General features: G+C 31.7%; 19 protein-coding genes. 7 read left to right on the top strand and 12 right to left on the bottom strand.

From position 1 onward, the window contains the following. Window positions 1-20 precede the first annotated feature (20 nt). The 4 genes from AC3Y25_RS23400 (at window position 21) to AC3Y25_RS23385 (ending at window position 7,201) form a co-directional block, all read left to right on the top strand. Entirely contained in the window at window positions 21-353 is a 333-nt protein-coding gene (locus AC3Y25_RS23400; protein ID WP_379801109.1) for a type II toxin-antitoxin system RelE/ParE family toxin, read from the top strand. Between the two features lie 11 nt (window positions 354-364). Beyond that, a complete protein-coding gene (locus tag AC3Y25_RS23395) occupies window positions 365-691 on the top strand; it encodes a helix-turn-helix domain-containing protein (RefSeq protein ID WP_379801107.1) in 327 nt (108 codons plus the stop codon). A 450-nt stretch (window positions 692-1,141) separates the two neighbouring features. Then, window positions 1,142-2,920, top strand: coding sequence for a 30S ribosomal protein S1 (rpsA, locus tag AC3Y25_RS23390; protein WP_320567553.1), 1,779 nt, complete (start codon window positions 1,142-1,144; stop codon window positions 2,918-2,920). Window positions 2,921-3,061: 141 nt separating this feature from the next. Next, window positions 3,062-7,201, top strand: coding sequence for a DUF7619 domain-containing protein (locus AC3Y25_RS23385; protein ID WP_489904418.1), 4,140 nt, complete (start codon window positions 3,062-3,064; stop codon window positions 7,199-7,201). Between the two features lie 122 nt (window positions 7,202-7,323). Here the strand turns inward: AC3Y25_RS23385 and AC3Y25_RS23380 are convergent, their stop codons facing one another. The 3 genes from AC3Y25_RS23380 to AC3Y25_RS23370 form a co-directional block, all read right to left on the bottom strand. Then, window positions 7,324-7,884, bottom strand: a complete 561-nt coding sequence (locus AC3Y25_RS23380; RefSeq protein ID WP_489904417.1) for a hypothetical protein — start codon at window positions 7,882-7,884, stop codon at window positions 7,324-7,326. Window positions 7,885-8,047: 163 nt separating this feature from the next. After that, entirely contained in the window at window positions 8,048-8,587 is a 540-nt protein-coding gene (locus tag AC3Y25_RS23375; RefSeq protein ID WP_489904416.1) for an ExbD/TolR family protein, read from the bottom strand. A 19-nt stretch (window positions 8,588-8,606) separates the two neighbouring features. Next, on the bottom strand, window positions 8,607-9,131 hold the full coding sequence (locus tag AC3Y25_RS23370) for an ExbD/TolR family protein (RefSeq protein WP_489904415.1): 525 nt from the start codon (window positions 9,129-9,131) through the stop codon (window positions 8,607-8,609). 211 nt (window positions 9,132-9,342) lie between these two features. Here AC3Y25_RS23370 and AC3Y25_RS23365 point away from each other — a divergent pair, with 211 nt between their 5' ends. Further along, window positions 9,343-9,897, top strand: a complete 555-nt coding sequence (locus tag AC3Y25_RS23365) for a fasciclin domain-containing protein (protein ID WP_250836226.1) — start codon at window positions 9,343-9,345, stop codon at window positions 9,895-9,897. 83 nt (window positions 9,898-9,980) lie between these two features. Here the strand turns inward: AC3Y25_RS23365 and AC3Y25_RS23360 are convergent, their stop codons facing one another. The 9 genes from AC3Y25_RS23360 to AC3Y25_RS23320 all read right to left on the bottom strand — a co-directional run bounded on the left by AC3Y25_RS23360 (window position 9,981) and on the right by AC3Y25_RS23320 (window position 19,645). Beyond that, entirely contained in the window at window positions 9,981-10,826 is an 846-nt protein-coding gene (locus AC3Y25_RS23360; RefSeq protein WP_489904414.1) for an EamA family transporter, read from the bottom strand. A 59-nt stretch (window positions 10,827-10,885) separates the two neighbouring features. Continuing rightward, window positions 10,886-11,029 (bottom strand): SsrA-binding protein, encoded by a 144-nt coding sequence (locus AC3Y25_RS23355; protein ID WP_095931140.1) that lies wholly within the window; start codon window positions 11,027-11,029, stop codon window positions 10,886-10,888. A gap of 82 nt (window positions 11,030-11,111) precedes the next feature. Then, window positions 11,112-12,545, bottom strand: a complete 1,434-nt coding sequence (locus tag AC3Y25_RS23350; protein ID WP_489904413.1) for a serine hydrolase — start codon at window positions 12,543-12,545, stop codon at window positions 11,112-11,114. A gap of 41 nt (window positions 12,546-12,586) precedes the next feature. Then, window positions 12,587-14,026 (bottom strand): serine hydrolase, encoded by a 1,440-nt coding sequence (locus tag AC3Y25_RS23345; RefSeq protein WP_427873843.1) that lies wholly within the window; start codon window positions 14,024-14,026, stop codon window positions 12,587-12,589. A gap of 5 nt (window positions 14,027-14,031) precedes the next feature. Next, window positions 14,032-15,900 (bottom strand): M56 family metallopeptidase, encoded by a 1,869-nt coding sequence (locus AC3Y25_RS23340; RefSeq protein ID WP_489904412.1) that lies wholly within the window; start codon window positions 15,898-15,900, stop codon window positions 14,032-14,034. An 11-nt stretch (window positions 15,901-15,911) separates the two neighbouring features. Beyond that, on the bottom strand, window positions 15,912-16,280 hold the full coding sequence (locus AC3Y25_RS23335) for a BlaI/MecI/CopY family transcriptional regulator (RefSeq protein ID WP_095931144.1): 369 nt from the start codon (window positions 16,278-16,280) through the stop codon (window positions 15,912-15,914). Window positions 16,281-16,309: 29 nt separating this feature from the next. After that, window positions 16,310-17,884, bottom strand: coding sequence for a M56 family metallopeptidase (locus AC3Y25_RS23330; protein ID WP_489904411.1), 1,575 nt, complete (start codon window positions 17,882-17,884; stop codon window positions 16,310-16,312). A gap of 7 nt (window positions 17,885-17,891) precedes the next feature. Beyond that, window positions 17,892-18,260, bottom strand: a complete 369-nt coding sequence (locus AC3Y25_RS23325) for a BlaI/MecI/CopY family transcriptional regulator (protein ID WP_427873839.1) — start codon at window positions 18,258-18,260, stop codon at window positions 17,892-17,894. Window positions 18,261-18,427: 167 nt separating this feature from the next. Continuing rightward, window positions 18,428-19,645 (bottom strand): MDR family MFS transporter, encoded by a 1,218-nt coding sequence (locus AC3Y25_RS23320; protein ID WP_489904410.1) that lies wholly within the window; start codon window positions 19,643-19,645, stop codon window positions 18,428-18,430. A 99-nt stretch (window positions 19,646-19,744) separates the two neighbouring features. On the opposite strand from AC3Y25_RS23320, the gene AC3Y25_RS23315 reads away from it, so the two are divergent. Both AC3Y25_RS23315 and AC3Y25_RS23310 read left to right on the top strand, forming a co-directional pair. Continuing rightward, window positions 19,745-20,344, top strand: coding sequence for a DUF1684 domain-containing protein (locus AC3Y25_RS23315; protein ID WP_489904409.1), 600 nt, complete (start codon window positions 19,745-19,747; stop codon window positions 20,342-20,344). Continuing rightward, window positions 20,344-20,991 (top strand): TatD family hydrolase, encoded by a 648-nt coding sequence (locus tag AC3Y25_RS23310; RefSeq protein ID WP_489904408.1) that lies wholly within the window; start codon window positions 20,344-20,346, stop codon window positions 20,989-20,991. The genes AC3Y25_RS23315 and AC3Y25_RS23310 overlap by 1 nt, the downstream gene beginning before the upstream one ends. Window positions 20,992-21,033: the final 42 nt, after the last annotated feature.

Genomic DNA, 21,033 nt, shown 5'->3' with positions numbered 1-21,033 from the left:
TTTTGTTATATGGAAGTTTGATGAAGTATTTTGAAACAAAATTTTTAGAAGAGGCTGACAAATTTTTAGCTTCGCTTGATCGCAAATTAGTTGCTAAAGTATTGTATAATATTGATTTGGCTGAAAAGAAACACGATCCAAAGTTATTTAAAAAACTCAAGGATGATATTTGGGAATTTAGAATTAGATACGTTAATAAGCAAGTTAGGCTTTTAGCATTTTGGGATAAAACGGATAACAAAGAGACTTTAGTTTTTGCAACTCATGGTTTTATTAAAAAAACTAGTAAAGTTCCTTTGAGTGACATTGAAAGAGCAAAGAGAATTAAGGATTATTATTTTGAAAATAAATAAAAGTTGAAATTATGGGAAAGAAAGAATTGAAATCCTATTCGCTTTCGGAAATGAAAGATAGATATATTGGTGAAATAGGCACATCTGAGCGAGATAAATATGAATATGAACTAAATATGGAAATTCTTGGCAGAATGATAAAAACTGCCAGAAAAGAAAGAAATCTAACTCAGGAACAGTTAGGGGATTTAATTGGTGTTAAAAAAGCACAAATTTCTAAGTTAGAAAGTAGTGCAAATAGTGCTACAATTGATACTGTAATAAAGGTATTCAAAGCTTTGAAAGCTGAAATAAGTTTTAATGTAAAGATTGAAAACCAGACTTTACAGGTTTCTTGAGTCTTTATCAAAGTTAAAAAATTGGACAAAGATAGTTGCACATAGTAGCGCCAACCGTTTTAAAAGCTTGTCGCGTTTCGTTTCTAAAGATCTTATGAAAAACAAAAAGTTCTAACTTAGCCCCGATAGAAGTGGAAATCCTTTTGTGACGGGGTTCGGCACAAAAGATTACTTCACTTAGCTTCTATTTTAATCGGAGTTCAGTGAACTTCGTTTGCAACGGATAGCGGGACTGAACGTCTTGAAAACATCAATTGTTCTGCTTCTTAAACAATTGACTGATAATCATATCGGTTTTGTTTTGTTAATTCAGAAAAATGTATTAATTTTGCAGTCCTTTTGGCAGAGAAGAGTTTCCATTAGGAATCAACCATTTATGTAAAACAACTTCTGTATTTTCTATCGCATAGAGAAACTCGAGAAAAACAGAATACAAATTTTTTTATCAGCATGTCTGAACAAACAAAATCACAAGAAGAGTTTTTAGCAAATTTTAACTGGCATAACTTCCAAGAAGGAATTGATGCAGTAGATGAAAAAAACTTACAAGAGTTTGAAGAACTAGTATCTAAAACTTTCATCGCTACAGATCAAGAAGAAGTAGTTGAAGGAGTTGTAGTTAGAATTACAGATAGAGACGTTATCGTTGATATCAATGCTAAATCTGAAGGTGTTATTTCTTTAAACGAATTCCGTTACAACCCAAACTTAAAAGTAGGTGACAAAGTAGAAGTATTAATCGACATCCGTGAGGATAAAACAGGTCAATTAGTATTATCTCACAGAAAAGCACGTACTATCAAATCTTGGGATAGAGTTATTGCAGCTAATGAAACTGGAGAAATCGTTAACGGTTTTGTTAAATGTAGAACTAAAGGAGGTATGATTGTTGACGTTTTCGGAATCGAAGCGTTCTTACCTGGATCTCAAATTGACGTTAAGCCAATTAGAGACTACGATGTATATGTAAACAAAATGATGGAATTCAAAGTGGTAAAAATCAACCACGAATTCAAAAACGTTGTTGTATCTCATAAAGCGCTTATCGAGGCTGATATTGAAGTACAGAAAAAAGAGATCATCGGTCAATTACAAAAAGGACAAGTATTAGAAGGTGTTGTTAAAAACATTACTTCTTATGGTGTGTTCATTGACTTAGGTGGTGTTGATGGATTAATTCACATTACTGACCTTTCTTGGAGTAGAATCAACCACCCAAGTGAAGTTCTTGAATTAGACCAAAAATTAAACGTTGTAATCCTTGATTTCGATGATGAGAAAACAAGAATTCAATTAGGATTGAAACAATTAAACGCTCACCCATGGGATGCTTTAGATGCTAACTTAACTGTTGGTGACAAAGTTAAAGGTAAAGTAGTTGTAATCGCTGATTACGGTGCATTTATCGAAGTTGCTGAAGGTGTTGAAGGTTTAATCCACGTTTCTGAAATGTCATGGTCAACTCACTTACGTTCTGCTCAGGACTTCGTGAAAGTTGGAGATGTTGTTGAAGCAGTTATCTTAACTCTTGACAGAGATGATCGTAAGATGTCATTAGGTATCAAACAATTGACTCAAGATCCATGGACTGACATTACTTCTAAATACCCAGTAGGTTCTAAACATACAGGTATCGTTAGAAACTTTACAAACTTTGGTATTTTCGTAGAATTAGAAGAAGGAATTGATGGATTAATCTACATCTCTGACTTATCTTGGACTAAGAAAATCAAACACCCATCTGAGTTTGTAAACGTTGGTGAAAAACTTGATGTTGTTGTATTAGAGTTAGATGTTGAAGGACGTAAATTATCTTTAGGTCACAAACAAACTACTGCTAATCCTTGGGATCAATACGAAGATTCTTTCGCTGTAGGAACTATCCACAACGGTGAGATTTCTGAAATCGTTGACAAAGGAGCTACTGTAGAATTCGGAGATGATATCGTTGCTTTCATTCCTACTCGTCACCTTGAAAAAGAAGACGGAAAGAAATTGAAAAAAGGTGATACTGCTGATTTCAAAGTAATTGAATTCAACAAAGAATTCAAAAGAGTAGTTGCTTCTCACACTGCTATCTTCAGAGAAGAAGAAGAGAAAAACGTGAAAGCTGCAACTGAAAATACTTCATCTGCATCTTCTACAAATGCACCAGCTGCAACTTTAGGAGATAACAATGATGTATTAGCTGCATTAAAAGCTAAAATGGAAAAAACTGAGAAAAAATAATTCTTAGCTTTTTTATAAATAAGAAGTCCCACAGCAATGTGGGACTTTTTTTATGTCTAAACTTTGTTTTATTTGGAAAATTTTAACAAATAAAGTTGTGTTATTGTCTTAAAAAGTTACTTTTGTATGAAAATGCCACATATGAAGAAACTCTACTTTTTAATTTTATTTTTTTGCTTTTTTAATGGTTTAAATGCCCAAGTTGTAACCTTTCCAGATCTTTATTTTCGAGAATCTTTGCTCAAATCTGCTACAGATTTTTCCGTTGCAAAAGATGTTAATGGAAATTATTTAAAAGTTGATGCTAATGAAAACAATCAAATTGAAGAATCTGAGCTTCTTCCAATTGTATCCTTAAAAATTAATTCTTCTAACGTTAGAGATCTTACCGGAATTTTAAAGTTTGTCAATCTTACAGAGCTAGACGTTAACTCATGTTACTTATCTAGTTTGAACGTTTCAGAACTAAAAGATCTTAAAACACTCCGATGCGCAAACAACTCAATTACTTCTTTAAATTTAGCGGGATTATCCAAAATTGAAATTTTAGAGTGCAGTAATAATTTAATTACTTCATTAGATTTGACACTTCTAACAGGATTAAAAAATCTTTCAATTGCTAAGAATAAATTAACTGTTCTTAATGTTAAATCTTTTAAAGATCTTGAAAGTTTGAGTTTAGAAAGTAATTATATTCAAAACTTAGATATTTCAAACTTAACTAAATTAGTAAATGCAACCTTTTATGGCAATCCTTTAACTATTCTTAATGCGTCAAATTGTACAAGCTTAAAGTATATAAGCGTAATGGATCACAAACTAACGAGTGCTACTATTTCAGGTTGCAGCAGTTTAGAGGAATTGGCTGTGGCTAACAGTCAAATTACAAATCTGAATGCTGAAAATTGTATTAAATTAAGCAAATTGTCAGGGACTGAGGTTGGTGGATATGCTCGTACTTTAAATCTTAAGAATTGTAAAAGTCTTACCGATATTAAGATGACAAATTTTGGAGCTGTTGAAATGGATCTGTCATATTGTTCTGCTCTTACAAGTTTAGTTTGCGGTAGAATTAGTTTGGAAAAGCTTAATTTATTAGATTGTTCAAATTTGAAAACTTTGACAGTTAGCAATAATCTTCTAAAAGAGTTAGATTTAACTAATTGCATTAATCTTGAAAAAGTAGCTGTTGGAAATAATAGCTTGACCACTTTGTCTTTTTCAGGGAAAAAGATTCAGGAGCTTAGCTGTAATGCAAATTTATTGACTAGTCTAAATCTGTCTGGGTTTAGTGACCTTGTAAGCTTACAATGCAGTGGCAATAAACTTGCGACTATTAATACTACAGGAGTTACTGGTTTAAAAAAGTTAAACTGTTCTAATAATCTTTTAACCGATATTGCTATAAAGCAAGCTGTTAATCTCGAAGAATTTGACTGTACAAATAATAAACTTGCCAGTTTAGACGTGAGTAATTTAAGTAAACTTAAAACATTTGAATTTGGCGTGGGTAATTCAGTTTTAAAGAGCCTGAATGCATCTGGCTGTGTATTATTGGAAAATCTATCCATTAGCAATCCTTTAGAGCTAATCAATTTAAGTGACTGTACAGGATTAAAATACTTTTATTTAACAAAGGTTACGTACACTCCTTACGGTAATGTAAATTTGAATTTAGAAAACTGCTCTAATTTATTAACCTGTGAAGTTAAATCAAGAATAATTGATAATATAGACGTTACAAATTGCAGTAAGTTAAATTCATTTAAGGTAACTTCTGCAAGTATTGATAAAATGGTTTTTAATAATAATCCAGTATTAAGCTCTGTTTTCTTTGAGTATGTAACTTTTTTAAATGTACTCGATTTAAGAATTCTTCCCGCTTTAACCGATCTGTATTTAGGAACCAGTACTGTATCGCATGTTGATGTATCAAATTCTCCAAACCTTACCACTTTTACCGGACTGAATACTATTCCGTTAGAAAGTGTTAATGCATCTGGATGTAAGAAATTAAACGCTTACACCATAAGAACAAAAAAATTAGATTTGAGCGGATGCATAGATATAAGAGGAGTGTATTATGATAATAATTCTAGATTGGAAACTTTAGATGTAACAGGATGCAGCAAGATAGAAGAGATTTATGTTGCTTATAATGGTTTTCATTCTCTTAAATATGCAGATTGCCCAAAGCTGGCTAAGCTATCGTTAATCTCTACAGCTTTAACAAACTTAGATATTTCAAATTACCCAAACCTCAAGGAGGTAATTGTCGGACGATCCAATAGTTTGACAGAGGTTACTTTTTCTAGTTTGCCATTGCTAAATAGAATTGAGCTGTTTAACAATTCAGTTAGTTCTTTAGATCTTAAAAATATAAAAAGTTTAGAATTTTTAGATTGTAGTGAAAACAAACTTACAAATCTAGATATTCAAGGACTAGCCAATTTGATTGAACTTCGATGTACTAAAAATAAATTAACGAGTTTACATACTTCAGATTTTAGAAAATTAGAAAAGCTTGATTTTTCATATAATGAAATTAAGAATATCAACGTTACCAATCTAAATAATCTAGTACAGCTGGATTGTTCTGATAACTTATTGGATGAATTGGATGTTTCTGGAAGTCCTAATATTAATTATTTAATGTGTTTAAGAAACAAATTTACCATACTAGATTTAAATAATTTGACAAAGCTTTCAAGTTTTAATTGTGTTCAAAATGAAAAGTTAACTTCTTTGTTTTTGAGCAATTTAAATAAAGATGTCTATATAAGTTTTTATATCAGCAGCAATCCTAATTTAAAATACATTTGTGTTGATGAGAGCAGGGTTAAAACTTTTCAGAATGAGGTATATCGTTTAGGGTATTTTAACTGCCACGTAAATTCATATTGCAGTTTTACTCCAAATGGCACTTACGCTTTTATGAAAGGAAATACCCGTTTAGATGCTAATAATAATGGTTGCGAAATTTCTGACCTAAATGTTCCAAATCTTAAATTTCAAATTAAAAGCAGTTCAACTGAAGGAGCTGTAATATCTGATGATAGCGGGTTTTACACTTTCCCAATTCAAGAGGGTAATTTTGAGATTGTACCAAAATTAGAATGTGCTGATTATTTTACAATTTCTCCTTCAAGTTTAAATGTCAAAATTGATTCTCAAACAACACCTATATTACAAGATTTTTGTTTGGTGCCTAATGGGATTCGTAAAGATTTAGAAATAGTTCTAATTCCTTTAGAAGAAGCAAGACCAGGGTTTGATGCGAAGTACAAAGTTTTTTATAAAAATAAAGGGAATGTTGCGCAGTCTGGATCGATTGATTTAGCTTTTAATGACAGTGTTTTGGATTTAATTCAGTCAACGCCCGCAACTTCAACTCAGGTAAACAATAAACTAACATGGAATTTTAATAACTTAAAACCATTTGAAAGCAAAGAAATAGTTTTCACTTTCAATGTAAATTCTCCAACCGAAATACCTGCGATCAATAATGGAGATACCTTAAGTTTTACGGGTACAATAAAATCAGATGGAGTAGATGAGTTACCATTAGACAATGCATTCACCTTAAGCCAGGTTGTTGTAGGTTCTTATGATCCAAATGACAAAACTTGTTTAGAGGGTTCTGTAATTACACCAAGTTTAATAGGAGAGTATGTTCATTACATGATTCGTTTTGAAAATACTGGAACATATCCGGCAGAAAATATTGTGGTTAAAGATATGATAGATTTGAATAAATTTGATATTTCAACCTTAATACCAACCAGTTCAAGCCATTCTTTTGTAACTAAAATTTCGGAAGGAAATAAAGTTGAATTTATTTTTGAAAATATTAATCTTCCTTTTGATGATGCGAGTAACGATGGATATATTGCTTTTAAAATAAAAACAAAACCAACATTAAAAGTTGGGGATTCGTTTACTAATGATGCCAATATTTATTTTGATTATAATTTCCCAATTCTGACCAATAAAGCGACGTCAACATTTAAAACTAGTACTCTTTCAACTCAAGATTTTAATTTTTCGAGATACTTGATTTTATATCCAAATCCATCAGATCAAATTTTAAATATTTCTCAAAATGAGAATATAACGATACAATCTTTTGAGATTTATGATATTTTAGGGCAATTAATAATAGCCATTCCAAACGCAAAAACAACCTCAAATATTGATATTTCTAAGCTAAAAACGGGTAATTACTTTATAAGGGTAAAATCAGATAAAGGAAGTTCAAGTATGAAATTCATTAAGATTTAAATAGAAAGTCCCACAGCAAATGTGGGATTTTTTTTGTTTCAGGTTTAAAGTTTCAGGTTTCAAGTTTGGCTCGTTTGTCAATTTGAGCGGAGTCGAGAACCTTTTTTTGAAAGTGATAGATTTTAATTGTTTTGAAGATAAAAACTTGAATCATAAGGAGTAAAATTGTTAGCAATGGTAAATGTTCCAATTTTTGCAATCGCCATTTCATCTAGAATATCAACAAGATTTTGTAAAGTACTTTGTTTAGTTGGTTTGATAATTACTACAGTTCCTTTAATTGACATGTTTAATTTAGTTGATTCCTGTTTTATTTCGGAATTAATTTTTTGTAGTTCTTTTCTAATTCCATTTCTTCCATAGTATGTTTTAATTACATTTTCTGAGTCTATAAAGTATGGTCTGGAAATAAATATTTTATCTTTATACAACGATATAAATACAAAATTTTGGGCAGGAAGAAGCGAACCATTTTCATTAGTGAAAATCCCATTCTCATGTGTTACAATACAATTCGTTAAATTTTCCCTATTAGAACAATTTGTAAAATAATATACTAAACTATTTGGTCTTTGTAATTGGCTTATATATATTAAAAATATTAGTGCCATATAGAAAACACAATTTATAGCAAATAAAACTGACTTAAGATCGTTGGTCTTTTTATTTATTTTTCTTCTCATTTACTAATCACTTTTTAAATAATTAGTAAAAATACTACAATTTCATAACAAAGAAAAACTAGAGTATTCTATTTGCCTATTTTATAAAATAATAAAATTTCTAGTATATTTTTATTTCCTAAAACCAGTTCGAACGATTTTGAAAACTTTGACAGTGATCTCTTTATTTTAAAGCTAATAATTTAGATTCTTCTGGTGTAAAATCATTTACAATTGTATACGTATCAATATTTACAATTGCCATTTCGTCTAAAATATCAATCAAATTTTTAAAATTTGATTTTTTGCTTGGTTTTATAATGACAATTGGACCATTTTTTGGTTTTCCCATTGCTGTTGAATATTCCAGAATTGTTTTCTTTTGACTAAAAAGTTCTTTTCGAATTCCGTCTTTCCCATAATTTATTTCTTTCGGTTCTTTAAGCGGATTAAATAAAAAACCAGTATAGGTAATAATTTTATTATTGTCATCTAATAAAACTGTTATAGTGCGTAAATTGGTGCCACTACCACAACTAATAACATGATTCCATTCATCATCTACGTATTTTTCAGGTAAGCTCAGATCCATTATTTTTGGCTTTCTTAATTCGGCGGCAACCATAAAAAATATAATCAGCAAAAACGAAACGCTGACCATAGCAGTTAAATCTACTCTAGAATTTAATTTTTTACTTCTGACTTTTTTAGGAAGATTTTGCATAATTCTAAATTTTATAGGTTTAGTTTGAAGCTAACAGTTTTTTTTCTTCGGGCATGAATTCATTTTCAATACTATATCTATCGATTTTTGCAATTGCCATTTCATCCAAAATATCAACTAGATTTTGAAAATTACTTTTTGAGCTTGGTTTTATAATAACAATTATTCCGCTTTCAGGCTTCCCTACAGATGTCATGTATTCTTGTATCTGTTTCTTTTTAAGGAAAACTTCTTCTCTAATACCTTTTTTTCCAAACTCAAATTCTTTAGGAATTTCAAGTGGATAGGATAAAATTCCAGAATAGGTGATTATTTTGTTATTGTCATCTAGCAAAATTGTATACAAGCGATTTCCTTTGATATGACCAGTAGGACCACATGTAATATCAGTATCTGGCAGATTCAAATTTGCGCCATTGGGTTTCGACAATTCCCCAACAACCATAAAAAATATAATCAGCAAAAACGAAACGCTAACCATTGCAGTTAAATCTACTCTCGAACTTAACTTTTTGCTTCGTACTTTCTGTGGTAAATTTTTCATAAAGAATAGTTTTGAATTTAAATTTAATAATAAAAAGAAAGCAAAATTCATGTATTTTTAAAATTTTTAGAATAAAATTTAAATCTACTAAAGCCTTGTTTTGCTAGTACTTAGGAAGATATAGTTTTCTTTTTCGAAACTAATTTGTTTTAATTTAAAACCAAAACATTTTTTCCTGCGTAAATGAGCTTATAACTTAAAAACAATAAATATGAAAACTAGAAAATTTTTAGCTCTTGCAGTTTTAGCTTTAGGATTTGCATTTACATCAAATGCACAAAAATCAGTAATGGTTGGTGGAGCAGCGATGTATCCGAATAAAAATATTATTGAAAATGCTGTTAATTCAAAAGATCACACCACATTAGTAGCCGCAGTAAAGGCAGCCGATTTAGTTGAAACATTAAAAGGGGCAGGTCCGTTTACTGTTTTTGCTCCAACTAATGCCGCTTTTGATAAATTGCCAAAAGGAACTGTAGAGACGTTATTGAAACCAGAGAATAAAAAAATGCTTCAAAATATCCTGACTTATCATGTAGCAGCGGGAAAATGGAGTTCTGCTGATATTGCAAAAGCAATAAAAGACGGAAAAGGAAAAGCAACGATTAAAACAGTAAGCGGTGGAACCCTTACGGCATGGATGAAAGGCAAAGACCTATATATTACTGACGAAAATGGCAGTAAAGCCAAAGTAACCATTGCAGATGTTAATCAGTCAAATGGTGTAATTCATGTAATAGATGCTGTTTTGCTTCCAAAAAAATAATTAGCTTCAAATTCCAAAAAAGAAATTCCAAATTCCAATTTAAGCTTGGAATTTGGAATTTTTATTTTGAGATTTTTCTAGTATTATTTTTTAGCGGTCAAAGTACTTCCTGCAGAAGCAATTATAACGCAAACTACAGCTAGAATTTCGTAGAAGTTTAAATTTTCTTGAAGAAATATAAAAGCGCAAATAGAAGCTGCTGCTGGTTCTAGACTCATTAATATACTAAAAGTGCGGGGTGGAAGTTTTCCTAAAGCCTTCATTTCTAAAGTAAACGGAATTGCACTAGACAAAAGCGCAAGAGCAACACCCATTCCGAATAATTTTGGAGTAAGATTGTTTAATCCGCTTTCTAGAAAACCAAAAGGCAAGACTAAAATGGCCGCAAACAACATTCCGGTTGTAACGGCATCTCCATCGTTCATTATTTTCGAAATTTTACCTCCTAAAACAATATAAGCACTCCAGAATGCTCCAGCGAGAAGTGCGCATATAATTCCGATAGGATCTAAGCGATCGTTTGTCCATGGTGCAATTAATAAAATGCCAATTGCTGCCAGCATTACCCAACAATAATCAACCAAACGTTTTGAACCTGCTATAGCGAGTATTAAAGGTCCAACAAACTCTAAAGTTACGGCTAGGCCAATTGGAATTTTTTCTATTGCGAGGTAAAAAATTAAATTCATGGCCCCTAACGACAGACCATACGGAATTACAATTTTCCATTGTTGCGGAGTTATCGCTTTTAGATTTGGTCTGTAAGCCACTAATAAAATTAACGCCGAAATACCAATACGCATAGATGCCGTACCAGCTGCGCCGATTGTAGGAAATAGTGTTTTGGCAATTGCAGCCCCACATTGAACACTAATAATAGCTAATAATACTGCTGGAACAGGAGGAAGGCTGAATTCTCGGTTTTTCATAAAAAATAAGACAGAATCATAAAAAATAATTGCTGTCGGATAATAAAATGTATTCTAAATTAATTGTCCAATGCTCTTTTTGTAACATAGGCGCGGTAACCAATAATAGCCATTTGCCATTTCGTAGCCTTAGAAATATCTAGACCCTTTTTGGTAAAGCTTGGCAAAAGTAGTTTATTTAGTTTAGCTAATAATTTATACATAGTAGATTTGTTTGTTCAAAGATATAAAAAAAAGACTTTGTGTTTGAAGCAAAGTCTTTTGGGTAGTAAAATGTAAAAGTATTTAAATTTTGAGAATCAGATTTTCGTCGCCTTCGGTTTCACGATTTATGGCATTTTTGGGAGCTTCCATCCATCCCGTTTTATTGATGACAAATTTGAAAAGATGTGTTTTATTTTTTTCAAATTTTGATTTTGGGACCGATAATTCAAATGTATTTTTACTTTTCTGAATCATTTGAAAATTCTGATCATTCGGATTCCATTGGTCAAAAGAACCCGCTATAGAAACACTTTTAACCAAATTTTGATCTAAATTCTTATCATGTTCATAAACAAATACAACATTATCGTTGACGATCTTGTAACCGTAAATACCAGATTGCTTTTTGTTTTCGCTCAATAAATCATTAGAGAGTCTTGTAATGGCTTCACCAAGTGCATTGCCAGTATTTTCATCACTTATATTTACGATGATTGAAATTCCTAATTGGCGTTCTGGATAAACAACCAGCATGTTTTGAGTTCCAAAAGCACCACCGTGTTTCCAGCAGTTTTTTCCATTTTCATCTACTTGAATATAATCCCAGAAATAACCGTTCCAAGTTGTTGGGCTATTTAACAGATTTCGTTGCGATTCCTGAACAATTTTATTTTTTGTATTAAGCTCATAAGCAATAAATTTAGTCAAATCACCTAAAGTAGATTTTAGCATTCCAGCGGCGCCCCAAAGGTTGTCTGAAATGTTAGGCATTAGAACGCCTTTTAGATTATAGCCGTTTGCAATAACAGTATTTGGACTTAAATTTATACCGCTTGATTGCATGTCAAGTTTTGAAAAAATATTTTCTTTCAAAAGCATTTCATAGCTTTTCCCATAAACGTTTTCTAAAATATGAGCCGTAAGATTAAGACTTCCGTTGCTGTATTTGAATTTAGTACCTGGTAAAGTGTCTAATTTTATAGTTTTAAGATCTTCAAAAAACTTCTCACGACTATACGTTTCATCCATTTTTTTAAAAGCCAAATAACTACTGTCGTTTCTGTTTTTTCTTAATTCGGCAGTATCTGGAAGATCTTTATCAAAACCAGTTCTAAAAGAAACCAAATCTTTAATAGTGATTGGAGTTCCGTTATATTCTAAGTTTGGATAAGAGCCCGTAATATATTTTCTAATATCATCGTCTGGATTCAATTTTCCTTCCAAAACTGCTTGAGCAGTCAGTAAACCTGTAAATAGTTTGGTTATAGAGGCAACTTCAAAAACAGTGTTGTTGTTCGCAACGTTTTCTTTTCCCTTATCAATTTCACCGTAATGTCTCGTATAGGTTTTTCCATTCTTAACCACTCCAATTGAAATAGAATTAGCTTTTGACTTTCCTATTAAAAGCGAAGCTGTTTTGTCCATTGCAGTAAAAATACTTTTTTCAGCGGTATTCTTCTGCGCTAGAATTGAAAAGCTAAAACATAAAAACAGGAGTATAATGAGCTTTTTCATTTTCGTAAATATGTTTTTTATTTATTAAAGAGAAGTATAGATTACTTCGCTAACATTGTGTTGATTTTCTCCAGCATTTCTTTTGCATTATTGTTGTCTGGAGAAAGAGATAATGCTTTTTGGTAGTTTTCTTTCGAAAGTGCCAATTGATTATTTCTAAAATAGCCATCAGCCAAACTATCAAATGCATTTCCAGATTTTGGATTCTCTTTTGCATTAAGTTCTAAAACTTTTATTCCGTCATGCAATCTTCCGTGATCCATTAATGTATAGCCAATAACATTCAGTCGATATTCAAAGTCCCAATCTGGATGATTCTTTTTTATGGCTAAATAATTCTGTTGCGCCTTTGTAAAATCTAATTTTAAAAAATTCTGATTGATTTTTTCTCCAGCTAGTAAAAATTCATCTGTAAGTGTTTTATCTACAATCGAAGCCACATGATTAATTACTTGACTTTGTACATATAAGCCCGAATATTTATGCCCATTGGATAAAAAGATTATCGTTAAATCACGATCCGTAAATTTTCTAAAAGCAGTTTCATTGCCACCAGTAAAGCCGCATGAAAGGACATTATTAACCGGTACAATTTCCCATCCGAAAGCAAAACGATCTGTGGTGTTGGCAAACGGAAACGGTTTCCACATATTGCTTTTGGTTTCCTTTTGAAGATAAACGCCTTTATCGAGGTTTTCATTCCATAGAATAAAATTCGGCAAAGAAATATTTAAGCCGTTTGCAGAATGAGCGTCGGTGCCAAAGTTTGAGGTGCTTTTAACGTATTTCTTTGTTTGATCATCATAGTTGTATCTAGAAGCACTATTGGGTACCGTTTCGCCAAAATTGGATGAAAAATAAACACCTGATTTTACAGAAGGAAACTGATTTTGTAAAATATATTCTTCAAAAGTCAAACCCGTAATTCTTTCGATAATTTTAGCCAGAAACAAATAATTAGTTTGATTGTAACGATATTGATTTCCTGTTTTAAAATCCATTGTTTTTTGAGACAGTAAAGCTATTTTTTCGTCAAGTGGCGCCGTTATTGGAATTTCTTGAAACCTAACAACATCAGGAAGCCCGGAAGAATGAGAAAGCAAATTTTTAATTTTTACTTCTTGCCATTCTTTTGGAGTGTTTTCTAAATATTTTGAAATAGGGTCTTCGAGTGATAATTTTCCTTGTTCAATAAGTTGAAATATCCCAACATTGGTAATTAATTTGGTAGTCGAAAAAATTTTAAAAGCAGTGTTTTTATCCACTGCTTTATCGTCTTCTATAGAAGCTTTTCCAAAATATTTTTCATAAACAATTTTACCATCTTTTATTACTGCCAATGCCACACCGGGAATTTCATTAATTGCTATTACTTCTTTTATATAATTGTCAATTTTTTGTTCTGTTGATTTGTCAGCGTTTTTTTGACCAAAAGATAAATTAAGAACGAATAGTAAAGAGACAGTAAGTAAGGCTCTCATCAGGATTAAGCTTTTTTATTCTGCTTTTCCATTTCTTTCATCTCTTTTTCACGCTGCTTCATGTCTTTTTCATGCTGTTTCATGTTTTTTTCATGTTGCTTCATATCTTTAGCATGTTGTTTCATATCAAGCTCATACTGTTTCATGTCTTGCTCGTATTGTTTCATGCTATTTTCATAGTCTTTAGAATCGTCTCCGAATTTGAAGTTAAAGTCGTAGTTGAACTTTTCCATGTTTGCGCTGAATTTTTCCATAGCAATTTCATATTTCGCCATTTCTTTTTCATAAACTTCTGCTCTTTGCGACATGATAGCTTCAACTTGCTTTTCGTATTCTTTCATTTGAGGCTCAAACGCTTCCATCTGTTTTCCAAATGCTTCCATGTCTTTTTCAAATTTAGCCATTGCTACTTTGTCTTTTGGATTTTTTGGAGCAACAGGAGGTTTTGGCATTTTTGACATATCAATTGCTGGAACAGGAGGCATTGGTCCTGAAGGAAATGCTGGCGGAGTAGGAGGTGTAGGAGCTGCAACATCAGATTCTCCATTGCCAAAAGTGCGAACAATAACTTTGTTGTTTTTGATAATCATTGGTGTTTTGAAATTTCCATCGGTATTAATTACAATAGCTTTTGATCCATTTTCGTTTGTTCCAATTGCCAATTCGCAGTCTTTAATAGCTTCGTCTCCGTCAATTCTGATCATTTGTTTTTTACCAGAATCCGATTTTACTTTGATTTGAATCCCAGTCAATTCTTCTTTTGTATTTCTTTTTACATCCGAAATTTCGACATCCAAATTATGATTTGCCTTTAATTGGCCTGGCAATTCATTTAATTCCTTATCAGTCGTGTTTTTAGTAATTTTGATTGTTTGCTCTGTATTCTTAACTGTGTCTCTTTGGATTGTTGCAACTTCAGCTTGTTTCTTTTCTTGTGCAATGGTTCTTATTTGAAATAAAAGAACAAACGCACCAAGAGCAGGTATTACTGCCGAATACTTCCAGTAATTTCTTTTGTTTGATTGATTTTTGTTTAACATGACAATTCGTTTTTTGATTAATGATTGATAAAAATGATTGGTGATTGCAACACAAGTTTCGTGTGTTGTGATTTTTAAAAGTGTGTATTGATACGCTTTTTTGTCGGCAATTTTTTTAGAAGCTTCACTATCTGCAATGAATTCAAGATTTTGAAGAATAGCTTTCTTATAAAGCCAGATAATTGGGTTGAACCAAAATAGAATGCAAAAGATTCTAGAAATCAAAACATCAATGGTATGCTTTTGATCGCTGTGCACTTTTTCGTGCTCCAAAATACTTTCCAATTCCGACGAAGTATATAGTGATGAGTTATATACTATGTAATCGAAATAAGAGAAAGGAGCTATATTTTCATTAACATCGATAAATTTAAAATCTTCCTGCTGTTCAATCTTTTTTCCTTTTAAAACAGAATTCAGACTGTAAAAATCAAGCGCAAATTTGATCATGAAGCCTAAGAAGCCAATTGCGTAAACGACAGCTGCAACCAAAGTCCAATTGATTTCAAAATTTTCTTCTTCAATAACAGAAACAGTTGTAGGCTTATGCTGAGTGTCATAAACAGCAACTTCATGATTTGAAGTTGGAATATTCGATACATCCGTTGTTGTAGTTGTAATTATTGGATCTGGCGCTGGCACTGGAGGCGCTTCAACCCAAATCACTTTCGTATAAACTACAAAAGGCAATACCACAGAAGTGATTAATCCCGCCATTAAAAACCAGCGGCTACTGTTAAAAAAAGTTTCTTTGCGAAGTAAAAAGATGTAAGCAAAATAAAACATTGCTAATAACCCGCTTGATTTTAAGATAAAAATGAAAAGTGCTTCCATAACTATTTTGATTACTTACCTGCTTTTGGATTTTCGATCATGTCTAATATTTCTCGCAATTCGTCGGCCGAGATTTTTTCTTCTTTAGCAAAAAAAGAAACCATGCTTTTGTATGAGCTATTAAAATAATTGTCAATTGCAGTGCTCATGAACCCTTTTCTATAGTCTTCGATGCTTACAGCTGGATAATATTGATGTGTATTTCCAAAAGCATTATGTGCAACATATCCCTTTTCTTCCAGATTGCGAACAATGGTAGACAAAGTATTATAATGTGGCTGATCTTCTAAAATCTCTGCTTGAATTTCTTTTACAAAAGCTTTTTTCAGCTTCCATAAAATATGCATGATTTCTTCTTCTTTATTGGTCAGTTTTTGCATTTCTCAGTGATTTAAAAGATTAAAACTTTTTATTTTTTGGTTTTAATTTCGACAATACCATGCTCGCCTTTTTCACCAAATAAAGCTACAGCATCTAAGCTTTTAAAAACTCTTACCGATTTAATCGTGCTAGGAGGAAGGCTGTTCATATCAAAATCAGCAGGCATATCTTTTCCATCTAAAATGACAAGCGGAAAACCTGTTTTTACATTCGTTTTTACACCATTTGAAACAGCAACAGATGTTCCTTCATCAGAAGAAGTCGTAATAACCGTATTATTATCTTTATCAATAATTACAGTAGTGCTAGAATTTGCACTACTATTACTGTTAGTTTTTGTACTAGTATTAGAATTAGTATTAACATTGGTTTCGGTTTTTAGTTTATTGCTAATTGCTTTTTTAGGTTCTTTGTCATTAGAATTATTTACAGTCTGAATTCCTATTTTTTTATCGCCATTTTTATAAGTAATAATAATTACTCCGAATTCATTTATTGCTTTATCCGAATTTTGAATGGATTTTGAATGTTGTTTTCCTTTCTTTATATCGACTGTAATAGATGTCAGTTGGTCCGAGTCATTTCTCTTAATTTCTGACATTTCAAATTTCACATTGTGGTTTTTCTTCAAATTATTCTTGATTTCATTTAATTCGGCATCTGTAGAATTTTTACTGATTTTAAAAACATCTACAGATTCAATATTTGAATCGTTTTCTTTTATAATTTGCGGTTTCTCTTTCGCAATTACTTCAACTTGAAATAATAAAACAAATGTGGCAAGTGCAGGAAGCATAAGATAATACTTCCAGGAATTCCTCTTTTTTGATTGATTTTTGTTTAACATGACAATTCGTTTTTTGATTAATGATTGATAAAAATGATTGGTGATTGCAACACAGTTTTCGTGCGTTGTTATTTTTAAAAGCGTGTATTGATATGCTTTTTTGTCCGAAAGTTTTTTAGAAGCTTCACTATCAGCAATAAATTCCAAATTTTGAGTGATTGCCTTTTTGTAAAGCCATACGATCGGATTGAACCAGAAAATGATACTGAAGATTCTCGAAACCAATACATCAAAAGTATGATTTTGATCGCTGTGCACTTTTTCATGTTCCAAAATGCTTTCTAATTCTGATGCTGTGTAAAGTGATGAGTTGTACACGATATATTCAAAATAGGAGAAAGGCGCGATGTTCTCGTTAATGTCTACGAATTTGAAATCGGCTTGTTGTTTGATTTTTTTTCCTTTTATAATAGCATTCAAACTATAAAAGTCAATTGCCAGTTTTAAAAGAAAAACTAAAAGACCAATCCCATATAAGCCAAGAATAATATAATTCCAATTAAATTCTACCGATTCGCTGTCTGAGTTATTTATTAATGTTGTTTGGATGTTGGTATCGAAATTAGGAGCAGCATCAATCCATATTACTTTTGTGTAAGTCAATAATGGTAAAATTACTGATACTACCAAGCCAGATAAAAGAAACCATCTGTTACTGTTGAAAAATGTTTCTTTGCGCAGTAAAAAATAGTAAGCACAATAAAACATTAGCATTAAACTGCTTGATTTGGCGATGTAAATGAAAACTGCTTCCATAAACTGATTATTTTTTTTCGTTTTTATTTTCGATCATTGATAAAATCTCACGCAATTCATCTGCTGAAATTTTTTCTTCTTTAGCAAAAAAGGAAACCATACTTTTATAAGAACTGTTAAAGTAATTATCGATAGCGGTTTTCATAAATCCTTTTCTATAATCTTCAATTGCCACAATTGGAAAGTATTGATGTGTATTTCCAAAAGCATTGTGATCAACATATCCTTTTTCTTCCAGATTACGCACAATAGTCGATAATGTGTTGTAATGTGGCTGATCTTCTGTTATTTCGGCTTGGATTTCTTTTACGAAAGCTTTTTTTAGCTTCCATAAAATCATCATGATTTCTTCTTCTTTGTTTGTTAACTTCTGCATCTTCTCTAATTTTAATTCAAACCTACAACTATTTTTTTAGTTATGCAACTATAAAAATAGTTATTTAACTAAAAATTAAGTTTGCTTTCAGTTTTGAACGCAGAAATGCTATTCAAATTTAATGGTAATAAATTGAATGATAAGGGTTTAGAAAGTCAAAAGTTTTTTTATGAAATCTTCTCGTTGGTCAAAGCGTTCTTAATCCAAATGCAGCATCCCGTTGCAACAACTCCGATGCAGGCCATAAAAAGCCAGTTAATTTGATAGCCGAATCGGGTAATAATTTCAAATCCTAGCTTAGAACTGATAATATGGGCAAGGCTAAAACTCATTGTATAAAGTGCCATGTATCGGCCTTCTTGTCCGCGTGGTGCGCGGCTTAATGCAAATGCGTTAGAAAAAGGGAAAGTAAGCACTTCTCCAATCGAAATGCAAACCATGCTCACAACCAAAATTCCGGCCCAAAAATTAACTAGAAGTAAAAAGAAACTGCTCGCCATAACAAACGATCCAACGATGATAATTCTAATCTTCGGAAAAGCTTTTCGCTCTAAAAATCCAACTGTTGGCATTTCTAGAGTAAAGATTAATAGTCCGTTTAAAGTCATTAACAAACCGGTTTGGAATTCGCTTAAGCCGAATTTCTCATTATGATATAAAGGTAGTGTAGTAAATAACTGGAAGAAAATCATTGCCGTAATGAAACTTACAAACAAGAAAACCCAGAAAATTTTATCGTGAAAAACCGATTTTACATCGGTAGCACTTTCCGTTTTATCATCATGCGTTGCTTTTTTCTTTTCTTTTACCAATAAAGCAAAGATTGAAATCGAAATAATACAAGAAGCTCCGTCAACCCAAAACAAACCTGAATAGCCCATTCCCATAATAATCAAACCTCCAAGCGCTGGTCCGGCTGCAAAACCAAGATTTACAGCAAGACGCACAAGCGTAAGGGCACGAGTACGATTTTCGGGTTTGGCATAAGCCCCCAGAGACACAAACATAGCAGGACGAAACATATCTGCAATCGTCATAAGAACAAACATGGCGGCACAAAGCGCCCAGAAAGTGGTAATATATTGAACAAAAAATAGCGAAACGCCACTAGTGAATAAACTAAAAATCATGATTTTATAGAACCCGATTTTATCTGATAATTTACCGCCAAGCCAAGAACCCAGCATAGATCCAAAACCAAAAGCCACCATAATCCATCCGACTTGGTTATAGGTAAAATGAAGATCTTCTTTTAAATATTTAGATAAAAAAGGAAGAACCATTGTTCCAGCGCGGTTAATAAAAGTGATGATAGCAAGAATCCAAACTTCTCTGGTAAAACCTCGAAAGTTGTTAATGTAGTGAGTTAAGGCTGTTTTAAGCATTTTGTTTGATAAATTATCGTCACAAAGTTAGGAAACTTTGTCTCGTTAAGTGGTTGCTGTTTTGTTACTTTTGAACTATTTTTGCAGAAAATTTCTAAGATGAAAACTATAAACGCCCTTGTTTTATTGTTGGTATTTAATTTTGGCTTTGCACAAAAAAAGTTCAATAAGACCGATGTTCAAAAATTTCAAAAGAAAATCAATACCGAGTTTGCTGATCCTAAGACAAGTCCGTTGATGGCTGAAGATTTGAAAACCTTTAAAAGCTTAGAATTTTTTCCTATTTCAGAAACTTATTTTGTAACTGCCACTTTGGAAAAAGCCAAAGGGGGAAAAGTTTTTGAAATGAAAACTTCAGGAAATTATACTCCAAAGTATATTAAATATGGAACTTTAAACTTTAAAATAAATGGAAAAACCTTTAAACTTGCCGTTTACCAAAGTTTAGAACTTATCGTTCAAGAAAAATACAAAAATCATCTTTTCTTGCCTTTTTCAGATTTAACAAGTGGAAAGCAAAGCTATATTGGAGGCCGCTATATTGATTTAGAAATTCCGAAAGGAAATACAATAGCAATCGATTTTAATCAAGCTTATAACCCGTATTGCGCTTATAATTACAAGTATTCTTGTCCGCTTGTACCACAGGAAAACGATTTGAAAATTGAAATTAAAGCAGGAGTAAAAGCGTTTCATTAATGGAATATTTTAATTTTCATACACATCAATTTACCAATCAATCTAATGTTGTAGAATTGGTTAATCAGTATCCAAAAGATTTTGATGAGACGATTTCGTTTTATTCTATCGGAATTCATCCTTGGTACATTGACGAAAACCGAATTGATGAAGATTTGAGAATTATTGAAGAAAAACTGAAAACTCCAAACTGTTTGGCAATTGGCGAATGCGGTTTGGATAAAAGAATTGAAGTTCCGTTTGATTTGCAGATTTCAGTTTTTGAAAAACAATTGGAATTAGCAGAAAAATTCAATAAACCTGTAGTGATTCATTGCGTTGCGGCTTTTCAGGAAGTAATGGCAATCAAGAAAAAAATGAAGATAGGAGTTCCAATTATTATTCATGGCTTCTCAAAAAATAATCAACTGGCAGAGCAATTAATTGCAGCTGGATTTTATCTTTCGTTTGGAAAATATCTATTGAAAAATCCAGATTTAAAAACGGTTTTCCAGAATGTTCCAAATGATCGTTTTTTCTTAGAAACCGATACCATTGAAGAATCGATTCAACAAGTTTATGAATTAGCTTCAGAATATAAAGGATTAAATTTAAAAGAATTACAAGACGTTATTTTAAGTAATTATAGAAAGTTATTTGGACAATAATAAAGAGTATAGAATAAAGAGTATAGAATAAAGAGTATAGAG

Source organism: Flavobacterium sp. LK-23 (assembly GCF_058135255.1).
Note: the sequence above shows the minus strand (reverse complement) of the source record. Positions and strands in the feature narration are given on the sequence as shown.